At 69.4% G+C, this 14,643-nt stretch carries 13 protein-coding genes; 8 read left to right on the top strand and 5 right to left on the bottom strand.

All coding sequences use genetic code 11. From position 1 onward, the window contains the following. Positions 1-35: 35 nt before the first annotated feature. The gene (locus ABZ319_RS25915; protein WP_354989082.1) at positions 36-764 is read right to left on the bottom strand and encodes a hypothetical protein; all 729 of its coding nucleotides are present in this window, start codon (positions 762-764) and stop codon (positions 36-38) included. A 1,409-nt stretch (positions 765-2,173) separates the two neighbouring features. Here ABZ319_RS25915 and ABZ319_RS25910 point away from each other — a divergent pair. Beyond that, the gene (locus ABZ319_RS25910; RefSeq protein WP_354989081.1) at positions 2,174-3,163 is read left to right on the top strand and encodes an o-succinylbenzoate synthase; all 990 of its coding nucleotides are present in this window, start codon (positions 2,174-2,176) and stop codon (positions 3,161-3,163) included. Positions 3,164-3,341: 178 nt separating this feature from the next. Here the strand turns inward: ABZ319_RS25910 and ABZ319_RS25905 are convergent, their stop codons facing one another. Then, positions 3,342-3,857 (bottom strand): TIGR04338 family metallohydrolase, encoded by a 516-nt coding sequence (locus ABZ319_RS25905; protein WP_354989080.1) that lies wholly within the window; start codon positions 3,855-3,857, stop codon positions 3,342-3,344. 161 nt (positions 3,858-4,018) lie between these two features. Then, positions 4,019-4,873: a DUF2786 domain-containing protein gene (locus ABZ319_RS25900; RefSeq protein ID WP_354989079.1), complete on the bottom strand. Its 855-nt coding sequence runs from the start codon at positions 4,871-4,873 to the stop codon at positions 4,019-4,021. Between the two features lie 147 nt (positions 4,874-5,020). On the opposite strand from ABZ319_RS25900, the gene ABZ319_RS25895 reads away from it, so the two are divergent. From ABZ319_RS25895 to ABZ319_RS25870, 6 genes are all read left to right on the top strand, one after another. After that, positions 5,021-6,322 carry an ABC transporter substrate-binding protein gene (locus ABZ319_RS25895; RefSeq protein WP_354989078.1) on the top strand — a complete coding sequence of 434 codons (1,302 nt, stop codon included), beginning with the start codon at positions 5,021-5,023 and terminating at the stop codon, positions 6,320-6,322. Between the two features lie 104 nt (positions 6,323-6,426). Next, positions 6,427-7,401, top strand: a complete 975-nt coding sequence (locus tag ABZ319_RS25890) for a sugar ABC transporter permease (RefSeq protein WP_354989108.1) — start codon at positions 6,427-6,429, stop codon at positions 7,399-7,401. Positions 7,402-7,412: 11 nt separating this feature from the next. Beyond that, positions 7,413-8,321 carry a carbohydrate ABC transporter permease gene (locus ABZ319_RS25885; RefSeq protein WP_354989077.1) on the top strand — a complete coding sequence of 303 codons (909 nt, stop codon included), beginning with the start codon at positions 7,413-7,415 and terminating at the stop codon, positions 8,319-8,321. Between the two features lie 205 nt (positions 8,322-8,526). Further along, positions 8,527-10,737 carry a transglycosylase domain-containing protein gene (locus ABZ319_RS25880; RefSeq protein WP_354989076.1) on the top strand — a complete coding sequence of 737 codons (2,211 nt, stop codon included), beginning with the start codon at positions 8,527-8,529 and terminating at the stop codon, positions 10,735-10,737. 183 nt (positions 10,738-10,920) lie between these two features. Next, on the top strand, positions 10,921-11,376 hold the full coding sequence (locus ABZ319_RS25875; RefSeq protein ID WP_354989075.1) for a GyrI-like domain-containing protein: 456 nt from the start codon (positions 10,921-10,923) through the stop codon (positions 11,374-11,376). Between the two features lie 5 nt (positions 11,377-11,381). Beyond that, complete coding sequence (locus tag ABZ319_RS25870) at positions 11,382-11,807, top strand: GyrI-like domain-containing protein (RefSeq protein WP_354989074.1); 426 nt, start codon at positions 11,382-11,384, stop codon at positions 11,805-11,807. Positions 11,808-11,996: 189 nt separating this feature from the next. Here the strand turns inward: ABZ319_RS25870 and ABZ319_RS25865 are convergent, their stop codons facing one another. Next, positions 11,997-13,094 carry an inositol-3-phosphate synthase gene (locus tag ABZ319_RS25865; protein ID WP_354989073.1) on the bottom strand — a complete coding sequence of 366 codons (1,098 nt, stop codon included), beginning with the start codon at positions 13,092-13,094 and terminating at the stop codon, positions 11,997-11,999. After that, a complete protein-coding gene (locus ABZ319_RS25860) occupies positions 13,087-13,644 on the bottom strand; it encodes a PadR family transcriptional regulator (RefSeq protein ID WP_354989072.1) in 558 nt (185 codons plus the stop codon). The genes ABZ319_RS25865 and ABZ319_RS25860 overlap by 8 nt, the downstream gene beginning before the upstream one ends. Before the next feature lie 306 nt (positions 13,645-13,950). Between ABZ319_RS25860 and ABZ319_RS25855 the strand changes: the two genes are divergently transcribed. Further along, a complete protein-coding gene (locus ABZ319_RS25855) occupies positions 13,951-14,367 on the top strand; it encodes a DUF5318 domain-containing protein (RefSeq protein WP_354989107.1) in 417 nt (138 codons plus the stop codon). Positions 14,368-14,643 lie beyond the last annotated feature (276 nt).

The raw sequence follows: 14,643 nt of genomic DNA, 5'->3' as shown, positions 1-14,643 counted from the left end.
GTTCGGAGTGGCGAATGCGCCGGGCGGGGTGGGTTTCAGCCGATGGCGCTGCCGACCAGGAAGTGGCCGATCGCGCCGGTTATCGCGATCACGGGGAGGGCGAGGGCGGGGTAGATCCAGGTTCGGCGGTTCGTCATGGCCGCCACCGCGATCAGGATCAGGGCGGCCACCAGTGCCAGGGAGAGGCCGCCGCCGCCTATCAGGAGGCCCCAGAGGCCCTGGGCGGGTGGGCGTTCCACGATGCACTCGACCGTGAAGTCGCGCTTCGCCGAGCAGCGGTTCTTGACCAGGTCGAAGAACTTGCCGAACAGGTCGTAGGACCACAGGGCCGCCACGACCAGGTTGACCAGGTAGATGCCGCCCGCCAGCAGCAGGTCCTTGCGGCCGCCGCGGGACTTCACCGGGGTCGCCGCCGGTTCCGCCGGATCACCACCACCTGCCGGATCGTGTGCACCGCCGGGGATTTCGTAGGACTGGGTGGCGCCGTCGTACGGGGAGAAGGCCGGATTCGCGCCGGTGTCGGAACCGCCGGGCCGTGCGTCATTGCGCGCAGCGGTGAACGCCGGACCGGAGAACGCCGGGGCGGCCCCGGTGTCCGGGGCAAAACCGCCACCCGGGCGGACATCGCCGCGCGCGCCCGGCACCGCCGGATTGGCGCCCGTTGACGGGCCGCCGGGCTGCGGCGGGATCGCCCGCCGCACAGTCGGCGACGAATCCGCCGGGCTCTGCGCGGGATTCGAGCCGCCCTGCGGCTTGGACAGCACCGGCCCGTCCGACGCCGCGCCCCGCGAATTCCACTGCTGACCGTCACCGGAACCCGGCCGTCCCGCCGGTCCCTGCGGCTGCCCGAACGAGCCGGGCCCCGGCGCACCCGGACCCTGAGGCTGCCCATGAACCGGCTGTCCGGGTCCGCCGTGCCCTTGCGACTGCGGACCACCGGGCCCCGGCTGCTGACCGGGACCACCGGGTCCCTGCGGCTGCCCGCCGGCCGGCCGCTGTGCGGAGCCTTGCCCCTGCGATTGCTGCCCGCCACCGGGTCCCTGACCTCGGGCCTGCGCTCCCGGGCCGTTCGGACCCGGAGGTTGCCCGGGCGCACCCGGACCCTGCGGCTGCCCGTGCCCCGGCTGTCCGGCCCCGCCGTGCCCTTGCGACTGCCGACCACCGGGCCCGGGCTGTCCGCCTGCGCCGTAACCCTGCGACTGCGGACCACCGGGCCCCGGCTGCTGACCCGGACCACCGGGCCCCTGCGGCTGACCGGACGCACCCGAATTGCGCTGCGCTCCGGGGCTACCCGGACCCGCCGGGTAGCCCGGCCCACGCCGCTGGCTCGGCTCACCCGAGTCGGGGTCGTAGCCCTGCCCGCCCGCACCACTCAGCGCCGGCAGATCGCCCGTGGACGGGTGGCCCGGGCGGGGTGGCATCGCCTGGCCCGGATTGCCGCCCCCGGGTGCGAATCCCTGGCCCGGTTGCGGCCCGGGAGCACCCGGTCCGCCCTGCCGGGGCAGTTCGCCCGTCCGGGGATGACCCGGGATCCGCTGGGGCCCACCCGAATTGGGTGGGTTACCCGGGCCACTCGGCCCGCTCATCGCCGGCAAATCGCCGGTTCGGGGGTGATCGGGGAAGCCTGGAAGCTGTTGGCCCGCAGCGCCCGGCGTCGGGTAGCCCGGGACCGGCAGATCGCCGGTGCGGGGGTGGCCGGAGGCTGGAGGCTGAGGCGCGGCGCCGGGGGCGAAGGGTCCCCCGGCGGGACCCGGGGGCGGGGGAAAGTTCGGGCCGCCCGGGGCGGAGGGCGTGGCGGGGAGGGGCGGGAGACCCGGTCCGCCCGGGTTGCCCTGCAGGGGTGAGAGGTTCGCACCGCCCGCGGCACCCGGCAGAGGGTGAAGGTTCGCACCACCCGCGGCACCCGGCAGAGGTGGGGGGTTCGAGCCGCCCGCAGGACCCGGCATGGGAGGGAGGTTCGGGGCGGGTGGGGGTGAGCCCGGGTGGGGGTGGGCGGGGAGCGAGCGCGGGTTGTCCGCCCCCGGCCGTCGCGGTTCGTTGGGCGGATACATGATTGGTGGGCTCCCCCGGTTGATCGTCGGTATTCCCGATTCTGACCGGATACGGGAACGACCGCTACCCCGGGACCCGCGGGGCGGATTCGGGGCGTTCGCGCTGAGTAGGCTGCGCGGTGATGAGCGACGAACTTGGTGGACCGGACTTCGATGCGGCGGTCGTGTACGCCATACCCATGCGGACGCGGTTCCGCGGCATCACCGTGCGCGAGGGGATGCTGATTCCCGGGCCGCTGGGGTGGGGCGAATTCTGCGCGTTTCCCGAGTACGACGACCGCGAGGCCGCGCACTGGCTGGCCACGGCGGTCGAGCAGGTGAGCGCGGGCTGGCCCGAACCGGTGCGGGATCGGGTGCCGGTCAACTGCATCGTGCCCGCGGTCGGGCCGGAGCGGGCGCGCGAGATCGTGGCCGCCTCCGGCTGCCGCACCGCCAAGGTGAAGGTCGCCGACCATCCCGGCTCCCTCGCCGAGGATCTGGACCGGGTCGCCGCGACGCGCGAGGCGCTCGGACCCGGCGGCGCGATCCGCGTCGACGCCAACGCCGTGTGGGACGTGGCGACCGCGATCGAGCACATCGCGCGAATCGACCGCGCGGCAGGCGGTCTGGAGTACGTCGAACAACCCTGCCGCACCATCTCCGAACTCGCCGAGGTCCGCCGCAAGGTCACGGTGCGCATCGCCGCCGACGAATCCATCCGCCGCGCCGAGGATCCGCTGCGCGTGGCGGTGGCCGGGGCCGCGGACGTCGCGGTGCTCAAATGCACGCCGCTGGGCGGGGTCCGACGCGCGCTGCGGGTGGCCGCGGCCGCGGGCCTGCCCTGCATCGTGTCCTCCGCGCTGGAGACCAGCGTCGGTCTCGCCGCCCAGATCCGGCTGGCCGCAACCCTTCCCGAACTCGACCTGGCCTGCGGTCTGGACACCCTGTCCCTGCTCACCGGCGACACCGTCACCGATTCCCTGCGCCCCGTCGACGGGTACCTCCCGGTCCCGCCCGCTCCACCGGCCCCCGACCCGGCGCTGGTGGACCGCTACCGCCATCCGGACCCCGAGCGCGAGCGCTGGTGGCGCCACCGCCTCGATCGCGTCAGCGCGCTGCTCCCCGACCGATAGCGCGAACGAACCCCACGCACGCGCAGCGCACACTCCGAGCCGGCGACATCGCCTCCACGCGCCGTCGATCACACCACTCCCTGAGCAGCACCGGACATTTCGCGGTCGCGCACGTGCAGGGTCGGTGCGCCCCGCCTTGATCGGCCCGGTTGCGAGCGGCCGGCCGGATCCCCGGCGACTAAGCGCCGATCCGCACGCCACAGTCGAACATGGTGCTGCGCATCAGGAGCGCCGCCTCGGGGCCGATCACGCCCGACAGGAGTTCCAGATAGCGATCGCAGAACTCGGGACCGTGGGGGGCCGAGGTGGCCGGGGCGGGATCGAGGTGGTGGGCGATTTCGTGCAGTATCACCAATTCCCGCAGCGCCCAGGCGGTTCCGCGCACGTGCAGGGGAACCGCCAGGACCGCGCTCCCGGCCTCGTAGTGCGCCGCTTTCGCACCCGCGCGAGACCGCACGGTGATCGGGTGGGCGGCGGGCTCCCATTGTGCCCGAACCCAATTCAGCGCCAGCACCCGATCCACGTAGGTCTGCACCGATTCCACCGACGCGAAGCGGCGCTCGATCGGCAGCGTCAACTGGGAGCCGACGACCTCGATGACGCGCGCCCCGAACTCGTCGGCGCGGTCGAACACCCCGCGCACCAGCATCTCCGCGTCATAGACGCGAGCGCGCTGGGCATCTCGCACGCTCACCGCCGCGCCACGGACCGGGAAGCCGGACCCACTCGCGGAATCGGCCGCCACGCCCGGCGGATCGTGCCCGCCCCACCCCGCTCGCCGAGCGGACCGCGGGCCGATCCGGCCGCGCCGCGAGTCACCACGACCGAGCCCGACTCGGCGCAGGCGGACACGACCTACTCCCCGCCGCGCGGCAACTGCCCACGGGGACCGTCCAATTCGGGGGAATTGCCGAGCCGGGCCGCCCGCCCGGCACGGTCACCGGCCCGGCGCGCGGCCGAGGAGTACCCCGCCGACGCCTGCGGACCCTGCCAGGTCCCGCGCGCCTCGGACGTACCGCGGTAGAAATCGGTGAGTTCTATCTCCTTGTTGCGCAGCGCCAATGCCGTACCGGTCGGCGCGGCACCGAGCGCCGCGGGACCGGAGTCGCCGCGCACGGCCTCGGCCTCCACCTCGGATTTGATCTCCGCCAGCCGCCGCCCGATCCGGGTGGCGAACGCCATCTGGAAGTTCAGCCGCGCGGTCACCGCCGCCACCGGGGCCTGGACCCGGCGCTGCACCTGCCTGCCCCAGCGCGTGGTCTCCACCACCACTTTCTCGGTGGTGGCGGTGCGATACGACCCGGACTTGATGTAGTGATCCGAGGCCCGCACCATCTGCACGAGCAGGCTGCCGTAGAGCGCGGCGCACGTGTCGATGTCGGTGTCGAAACCGTAGGCGTAGACCGTGGTCGAGGTGCGGGCAACATCGCAGCGCACATCGTTCGCGGCGGCGATCGCCACGAAAAGCTGGACGTAGGTCCGCAATCCCTTCTTGCCGGGCTCGCCGATCGGGATGACGCGCTGGGCCGGCGTCGGCCGCCGCTCGCGACTCGCCACGTGGGCGCGCGCCACCGTGAGATCGATCGCCGACCGCGTCGCAAGCTTCTGAGCTGCGGCTAGGAAGGCTTCGGCCTCGTGTTCGTTGTCGGTGGATTCGGCCTGCCGGAGCAGACCACCGATCCTGGTGAGTAACTTGTCCTGTGCAGACATCGACACTCAGCCTAGCTGGGCGGATGTCCGCGCCGCCGGGCGCGAACACCGAGGTAGTCCCGGCACACAGAACCTCCACCATGTATCTTCCCTTGTGCAACCGGCTGAGTGTGCTGCCGCTCACGTCTCGACCCTGGAGTATCCGCGATGGTTTTCAAGAAGGTGTCGTCCCTACGATCGTCGCTCGTGCCGCGTGCCGCGATGGTGGTCACCTCGGCAGCGCTGCTGACGGTGACCTTCGCCAGTGCGTGCTCCAGCGACAGTGGTAGCAACTCCACCTCGGAGAACCTCACCGGCCGCGGGCCGATCACCTACGTCGAGGGCAAGGACACCACCGAAACCGGTGCGGTCAAGCAGCTCATCGACCGCTGGAACGCCGCGCACCCGGACGAGAAGGTGACGTTCAAGGAGCAGTCGAACGACGCTTCCCAGCAGTACGACGACCTGGTCCAGCACATGAAGGCCAAGCAGTCGGACTACGACGTGGTCGCGCTCGACGTGCCGTGGACCGCCGAATTCGCCGCCAAGGGCTGGATCCAGCCGCTCAAGGACGGCTTCGGCATCGACACCTCCACGCTGCTCTCGCCGCCCGTCGCCTCGGCCACCTACAACGGCACGCTCTACGCCGCGCCCCGCAACACCAACGGCGGCCTGCTGTTCTACCGCAAGGACCTGGTCCCCGAGCCGCCCAAGACCTGGACCGATCTGGTGGCCAACTGCCCCAAGGCCACCGAGGCCGGAATCAGCTGCTACGCCGGGCAATTCGCGCCCTACGAGGGTCTGACCGTGAACACCGCCGAGGTCATCAACGCCTTCGGCGGCAGCTTCGTCGGCCCGGACGGCAAGTCCCCGACCGTGAACAGCCCGCAGGCCAAGGCCGGGCTGCAGGTGCTGGTCGACGCCTACAAGAACGGCGAGATCCCGAAGGAAGCCATTTCCTTCAAGGAGCCCGAGAGCCAGAACGCCTTCGTCAGCGGCAAGCTCCTGTTCATGCGCGGCTGGCCGTCCACCTTCGGTGACGCCGGCTCGGACGCCTCCGCGGTCAAGGACAAGTTCGGCGTCGCCCCGCTGCCCGGCAAGGACGGCGTCGGCGCCTCCACCCTCGGCGGGTACAACGCGGCCATCAGCTCGTTCTCCAAGAACAAGGCCACCGCGCTGGACTTCCTGCGCTTCCTGATCTCCGAGGACGCCCAGCACATCGTGGCCTCGGGCGCGCTGCCGTCCGTGCGCGCCTCGGTGTACGACGATCCGGCGCTCATCGCCAAGATGCCGTACCTGCCCGCGCTCAAGGAGTCCATCGCCTCGGCCGTGCCGCGTCCGGTGACCCCCTTCTACCCCGCGGTGTCCAAGGCCATCCAGGACAACGCCTATGCTGCCCTGACCGGCACGAAGTCCGTCGACGCCGCGATCGACGGGATGCAGAAGGGCATCGAGACCGCCGGTCGGTAATACCGGCACGAGCTGCCCCGACGAGTCAGTCGCGTAGGAGAAGAGAACAGGTGTCACGTCCTTCGGGAGCGACCGAAGTCGCGTCCCCCGACTCCACCAAGTCCGTGAAACCCGCACCGCCGCCGCAGAAGCGCCGATCCGGCCTCCCCGGATCGGCCAAGGCCTGGCTGTTCGTCAGCCCGGTGCTACTCGCCCTGGCCGTCGTGATCGGCTACCCGGTCGCCAACGCCCTGTGGATGTCCTTCCAGAAGGATCAGGGGCTGGACCCCGCGACCGGCATGTTCGTCGACGGCGGCTCCGCCGGATTCGACAACTACACGCACTGGCTGCTGCAGCAGTGCACCAACGGCCTCGGCGAGACCGTCAGCTGCCCCACCGGCAACCTCGGCTCGCAGTTCTGGACCGCGATCGGCATCACCCTGCTGTTCACCGTGGTGACGGTCGCGCTGGAAGCCACCATCGGCCTGGGCATGGCCGTCATCATGGGCAAGACCTTCAAGGGCCGCGCGCTGCTGCGCGCGGCGGTGCTGATTCCGTGGGCCATCCCCACCGCCGTCACCGCGCGGCTGTGGGAGTTCATGTTCCAGTACGACGGCGTGGTCAACCGGGTGCTCGGCACCCACATCCTGTGGACGGCCGATCCGTGGGCGGCGCGGTTCGCGGTCATCGCCGCGGACGTGTGGAAGACCACCCCGTTCATGGCGCTGCTGATTCTGGCCGGGCTGCAGGTCATTCCGAACGACGTGTACGAGGCGGCCCGGGTCGACGGCGCGTCGGCGTGGCAGCGCTTCGTGCACATCACGCTGCCGCTGCTCAAGCCCGCGCTGCTGGTGGCCGTGCTGTTCCGCACCATGGACGCGCTGCGTATGTACGACCTGCCCGCGATCCTGACCCAGGACAACCCGCACACCCGGACCATCTCCATGCTGGTGGTCGATCAGGTCCGCCAGGGCCCCAACAGCGCGTCGGCGCTGTCCGTGATCACCTTCTTCCTGATCTTCGCGGTCGCGTTCATGCTGGTCAAAGTGCTGGGCGCCAACGCGGTTCGCACTCAGGAAGAGCAGCGGAAGGCCCACTGATGAACGTGAGCATGTCGAAATCTCCCGCCGTGGACGAGGTGCAGGCCGCGACCGCTCCGAAAGCGCCCGCCCCGCAGGCGGTTCCGTGGACGAAACGCCTCGCCTCGGCTCGGGTGTACCTGGGCGCGCTGATCGTGCTGGTCTGGGGCCTGGGACCGTTCTACTGGATGGTCGTCACCGCGCTGCGCGACCCGGACTACACGTTCGACAACACCCCGTGGCCCACCCACGTGACCATGGAGAACTTCCGCAACGCCTTCGACACCAGTCGCGGCAACGACTTCGGGCGCGCGCTGGTGAACAGCGTCGCGATCGGCGCGGCGACCACGGTGGTCGCGCTGCTCATCGGCGTGATGGCGGCCTACGCGCTGGCCCGGCTGACCTTCAAGGGTCAGTACCTGGTCTCGGGCATCATCCTGAGCGCCTCCATGTTCCCCGCGGTGGTGCTGGTGACCCCGCTGTTCCAGCTGTTCACCGATATCGGCTGGATCGGCCACTACCAGGCCATGATCATCCCGAACATCTCGTTCGTGCTGCCGATGACGGTGTACATCCTGGCGTCGTTCTTCACCGAATTGCCCTGGGAACTGGAGGAAGCCGCGCGCATCGACGGCGCCTCGCGCTTCCAGGCCTTCCGGCTGATCATGCTGCCGCTGGCGGCGCCGGCCGTATTCACCACCGCCATCCTGGCTTTCATCGCCTCGGTCAACGAGTACCTGCTGGCGCGGCTGCTCTCGGTGGACTCCACCGAACCGGTGACCGTGGCCATCGCGCGCTTCTCAGGTAACAACCCGCAGGTGGAGCCGTACACCGCGATCATGGCGGCGGGCACCATCGTGACGATTCCGCTCGTGATCATGGTGCTGCTGTTCCAGCGCCGGATCATCTCGGGCCTCACCGCCGGCGGCGTCAAGAGCTGACAACGCCGGCACAGTCGAAACTGTGCTGAACACCAGGGGTTTCGGCGGTCTCGGACCGCCGGAACCCCTGTTTCGTTCCGGTTCCGGACAAGCGAACCGACCCCGCGCAATTGAACGGCGGGAAAGGATGCGTCCACTAGCATGGGTCGCGCCGCGCCCGCGGCCCGCGCAAGTACGCAAGCTTTGTCGAACGCTCCCAAAGGAGATGCTCGTGAGCTCGTCCCGCAAACGGCGCCGCCCGGAACCGGCACCGTACGCCAGCATGGCAGGCTGGAACGAGATCACGACCGAATTGCCCCGACAAACCGGGCACAGCAGGCCGCAGCGCCGGAGAAAGCCCCCCGCGGGACCGGGCGGGTCGGAACCGGGGCGGGCCCGGCGGCCGATGCGGACCCGAGCGCAACGCCTGCGCAGGCTCGCGCTGTCGCTGTTCCTCATCTTCTTCGCGCTGCCGTCGCTGGTGCTGACCCTCGCGTACTGGAGCGCGGAGATCCCCGACCCGGATTCGGTGCAGACCAACCAGATCGCCACCATCCTCACCTCCGACGGCCAGGGCGTCATCGCGAAGGTCGTTCCGCCGGAGGGCAATCGGATTCCGGTGCCGCTGCGGGACGTGCCCGAACCGGTCCGCCTGGCCGTGCTCTCGGCCGAGGACCGCAATTTCTACACCAATCCCGGCTACTCCACCTCGGCCTTCGTGCGCGCGGCGCGCGACAACTTCCTGGGCCGCGAAGACGCCGGCGGCGGCTCCACCATCACCCAGCAGTACGTGAAGAACGCCTTCCTGAGTTCGGAACGCACGCTGAGCCGCAAGATGCGCGAACTCATCATCTCCGCCAAGATGGCGCGCCAGTGGAGCAAGGACGACATCCTCGCCGCCTACCTCAACACCATCTATTACGGGCGCGGCGCGTACGGCATCTCCGCCGCCGCCAAGGCGTACTTCGGCAAGCCCGTCCCGGAACTGACCCTCGCCGAGGGCGCGGTACTCGCCGCCGTGGTGCGCGCCCCCTCCACACTCGACCCCGAAACCCATCTGGAGCCGCTGCGGGCACGCTGGGCCTACGTGCTGGACGGCATGATCGAGATGGGCAAGCTCACCCGGGACGAGCGGGCCGCCACCGTGTTTCCCGGCATCCTGCCGATCACCGAACTCGACGACAGCATCCCGCGCGGGCCCGAGGGCCTGATCCGCGCCCAGGTGCTGCGCGAGCTGCGCTCCTCCGGGGTCAGCGAGCAGGAGATCAATACCGGTGCGCTGCAGATCATCACCACCATCGACGCGCGGGCCCAGCAGTCGGCGCTGAACTCGGTGGGCAACATCATGGGCGGCCAGCCCGGTGAGCTGCGCACCGCGGTGGTGTCCGTCGATCCGCGCACGGGCGCGGTGCGCGCCTACTACGGCGGGCCGGACGGCATCGGCTTCGACTTCGCGCAGGCGCCCCTGCAAACCGGTTCGGCCTTCAAGACTTTCGCGGTGCTGGCCGCCCTGGAACAGGGCATCCCGCTGTCCTACCGGCTCGACAGCGCGCCGATCACCGTGAACGGGGAGAAGATCTCCAACGTGCAGGACGAGTCCTGCGGCACCTGCCCGCTGAGCGAGGCGTTCAAGCGTTCGCTCAACACCAGCTTCTACCGGCTCAGCCAGGCGCTGTTCGAAGGGCCCGAGGCCATCGCCAAGGCCGCGCACCAGGCCGGAATCCCGGAGCAGATCCCGGGCGTGGCCGGGCGCACCCTGACCGAGGACGGCGGGCCGCCGCTGCCCGCCATCGTGCTCGGCGCGTATTCGGTGCGGCCCATCGACATGGCCTCGGCGTACGGCACCCTGGCCGCCTCCGGGGCCTACCGCGCACCGTATTTCGTGCAGAAGGTGGTGACCGGCGACGGCCGGGTGCTGCTGGACCGCGACGCCGACCCGCAGCGCACCGAACAGCGCATCCAGACCACCATCGCCGACAGCGTCACCCAGGCCATGCTGCCCATCGCGGGCTACTCCAACGGACACGATCTGGCGGGCCGCCCGTCCGCGGCCAAAACCGGCACCACCCAGCTCGGTGAGACCGGATACAACAAGGACGCCTGGATGGTCGGGTTCACACCGTCGCTGTCCACCGCGGTGTGGGTGGGAACCGAACAGTCCCAGCCGATTCGCACCGCGCGCGGCAGCGCGATCTACGGATCCGGGTTGCCCGCCGATATCTGGAAGCAGACCATGGACGGCGCGCTGGACGGCGCGCCGGTGGAACAGTTCCCCAATCCGGTCCCGATCGCCGGCTCCGCACCGGCCGATCCGAACTACGACATCCTCAATCCGGGGCCGGGCCCGCAGCAGGAACCCGTGGTCATCATCCCGCCGGCGCCCGAACCCCGGCAGGTCGAGATCTTCCCGGGACTGTCCATCCCGGTTCCGGGTTAAGGTCGGCGCAGATGACTTCCCCATCGTTGTTGATCATGAATCATGACGACCGGACCCATCTGCCCCCGGCCGCGGATATTGTGGAATCGGCCACCGGTGCCATCGACTCCGGAGATCGGTGGCAGGATGCGGGTCAGGAGCAGGGTGGGGTCGGAGACAGCACGAGACTTAGGGGCGACGCCGGTGGATTTCAATGTCGTTGAACGCCACGAAACGCTGGTGGCCGGAACGGTGCTACGCAGCCCGGCGCTGGCGGTCGAAGGACCGCGCCGCGCCAAGGTCGAGGAGGCCTGGAAACAGAACCTCGCGCGCAGCCTGCCCGGTCCACCCGCGACCGCGTATGTCGATCACGCGCCCGAAATCGGTTCGTACCTGACCCATATCGTCGGCTACCGGTGCCGGACGCTGGACGACCTACAGCCCGGTGACGTGCTCGCGCGCATCCCCGCGGGCAAGTTCGCCCGTTTCAGCCGCAGCGGCGACAATCTGGGCGACGTCATCGCCGCCATCTGGCGCACGGTGTGGGACCTGGAAGCCTCGGGCACGCTGACCCGCGCGTACACCGGGGATTACGAACGGTATCCGGACTCCCGGACCGTAGAGGTTTTCGTCGCGCTCGACACCGGCGCGGAGGGGTAGGGGCCGTGGATTTCGAGATCATCACCATGGACGCGTTCCTGGTCGGCGGACTCACGATCCCCCTGGCCGGGCGCGAGGTCACGGCCCGGGACCTGGATCTGGTCAACTTCACCTGGGACCGCTATCTCGCCCGCGAGAAGAAGGTCGAACGCGTCGCGGCCTACATCGGCCAGAACGACCACGCCGTCGCCATTCTCGGGTACGAGGTGCCCGGCCTGGATCAGCTGGACACCGGCGACGTGGTCACCCGGATTCCCACCGGCCGCTACGCCAAGTTCGTGGTGTCGGACAAGCCCTACGATCTGCTGCGCACCGCGTGGGCCAAGGTCGCCAAGGCCGAGAGCGCGGGCACGATCACGCGCTCGCACCGCGCCGAGATCGAGCGCTACACCGGACCGACCTCGGTCGAGGTCTACATCTCCCTCGACTGACGTCGAGAGCACGGGCACGGCGGAACGGACGCCGGACCCCGGGCACCGAAAACCGAAGGCCGCCCCCGCGATCGGATCGCGGGGGCGGCTTCGTCGCCGGGGTCGCCACGGGCCCCCGACACGGCAAAACCCCGGCCGGGTATCCGGCCGGGGCTCCCTCACCTGTGTCGAGTTTCCTCGATGGGGCGACTACTCCGCGTCGATGATGAACGCCTCGAGCTGGGCGCGGGCGATGTCGTCCGCGATCTGCTTCGGCGGGGACTTCATCAGGTAGGCCGAGGCCGGGATGACCGGTCCGCCGATGCCGCGGTCCTTGGCGATCTTCGCCGCGCGCACCGCGTCGATGATGATGCCGGCCGAGTTCGGGGAGTCCCACACCTCGAGCTTGTACTCCAGGTTCAGCGGCACGTCGCCGAAGGCGCGACCCTCGAGGCGGACGTAGGCCCACTTGCGGTCGTCGAGCCACTCGACGTAGTCCGACGGGCCGATGTGCACGTTGCGGTCGTGCACCTTGCCGGCGAGGGGACCCTCGAGGTTGGAGGTCACGGCCTGGGTCTTGGAGACCTTCTTGGACTCCAGGCGATCACGCTCGAGCATGTTCTTGAAGTCCATGTTGCCGCCGACGTTCAGCTGGTAGGTGCGGTCCAGCGTGACACCGCGGTCCTCGAACAGCTTGGCCATGACGCGGTGCGTGATGGTCGCGCCGACCTGCGACTTGATGTCGTCGCCGACGATCGGCACACCGGCATCGGCGAACTTCTTGGCCCACACCGGATCCGAGGCGATGAACACCGGCAGCGCGTTGACGAAGGCCACACCCGCGTCGATCGCGCACTGCGCGTAGAACTTGTCGGCCTCCTCCGAGCCCACCGGCAGGTAGGACACGAGCACGTCGACCTTCGCGTCCTTCAGGACCTGGACGACGTCGACCGGCTCGGCGTCGGAGAGCTCGATGGTCTCCGCGTAGTACTTGCCGATGCCGTCCAGCGTCGGACCACGCAGCACGGAGATGCCCGACGGCGGCACATCGGAGATCTTGATGGTGTTGTTCTCGCTGGCGAAGATCGCGTCGGCCAGGTCGAAGCCGACCTTCTTGGCGTCCACGTCGAACGCGGCGACGAACTTGACGTCGCGGACGTGGTAGGGGCCGAACTTGACGTGCATGAGACCCGGCACTGTCGCGTCGGCGTCGGCGTCCCGGTAGTACTGCACGCCCTGGACCAGGGAAGAAGCGCAGTTTCCTACACCGACAATGGCCACCCGTACTTCGGTGTTGATGTCACTCATGGCCGCTATTTCCCTCTTTCTGTGGTGCCGCCTTCGTCGATTGCTCCGCAGCAATCAACTCGTTGAGCCAGCGCACTTCGCGCTCGCTTGATTCGAGACCGAGTTGATGGAGTTGGCGGGTGTAGCGATCCAGCTGCCCGCTGGCTCGTTTGATCGCCTCCCGCAAGCCCTCTCGGCGCTCCTCGACCTGCCTCCGCCGACCCTCCAGGATCCGCATCCGCGCTTCCGCGGGGGTGCGAGTGAAGAAGGCCAGATGAACGCCGAAGCCGTCGTCGGTGTAGTTCTGTGGTCCGGTATCGGCCAGCAGTTCGGCGAACCGCTCCCGCCCGAAATCAGTCAGTTGGTAAACCCGCCGCGCACGCCGCGTGGTCAACCCCGGTGGAATCTCTTCCGCGATGAGGCCGTCGGACTGCATGCGCCGCAGGGTCGGATAGAGCGACCCGTAGGAGAAGGCCCGGAAGGGGCCCAGCAGCCCGGTGAGCCGCTTGCGCAGCTCGTAACCGTGCATCGGAGATTCCAGGAGCAGCCCGAGGATTGCCAACTCGAGCACCGGGCCTCACCCCCTCCTGACTGTTGTCTACAGATCTAACCGATGGATGCAGTACGAAACTATATCGCGCCGATATATTTGCGGCTACACAACCGGCATGAACCCGGCACACGAGACACTCCTCACAAACCAAAAGGTCTTGTAGAAGACCTCGTGGTTCGCGGCCCGCCGGTTCTGGACTGACGGAACGGGGGAGCGAAGCGGAGGAGCGGAGGAGGGAAGAACCGGGTTACGGGGGCCGCGAACAGCCGGAGCGAAGCGGAGGCAGAAGATACAGCGTGCGAGCAGAGGACACCCGCAAGTACTCTGGGTCGCGTGCGAATACAGCGGCAGGTAGTGGACTATGCGCTCCGGCGCCGGTCGCTGCTGGCCGATGTCTATGCGGGGCGAGTAGCTGTATCCGAGGTATGCGACGCGAATCCCTATCTGCTGCGCGCGGCGAAGTTCCACGGGCGCGGGAGCGAGGTCACATGCCCTATCTGCCGAAAAGAACAGCTCACCCTCGTATCGTGGGTCTACGGTGACGGACTGGGTCAGGCTGCCGGGTCGGCACGTACGCCGGAGGAATTGATTCGGCTCGCCGAGTCTCGCGAAGAGTTCTCGGTGCACGTGGTCGAGGTATGCCGGACCTGCAGCTGGAACCATCTGGTGCAGTCCTACGTGGTGGGCCAGGCCCCGGCACCGACCGGGCGTCGCCGCCGCACCGGCACCCGCGCCGAGTGAAAGGCCACGTCGACTGCTGATCAGCGGGCAGATCTGCCCGCCGCGGTGGCACGTGACCGCATCGAGCTACAGGACCGTATCGAGTAGTTATTGGAGATCCAGGCTGTGAATTCGCCCTATGACGACGGACCGCACGGCGGCCGCCCCCAGCGTGGCGGTTCGCAACCGGGCCCCGGCGGGTATCCGCCGCCGCGACCGGCAGGTCCCCCGCCAGGGGCGCCACGACAGCAGCCCGGCGCCGGCCGCCCCGGGCCGGGGGGTCCGGGCGGACAGGGC

It is taken from the genome of Nocardia sp. NPDC005978, assembly GCF_040614455.1.
In the GTDB taxonomy this organism is placed as follows: Bacteria; Actinomycetota; Actinomycetes; order Mycobacteriales; family Mycobacteriaceae; genus Nocardia.
This window is presented reverse-complemented; position numbering and strand designations above follow the sequence as displayed.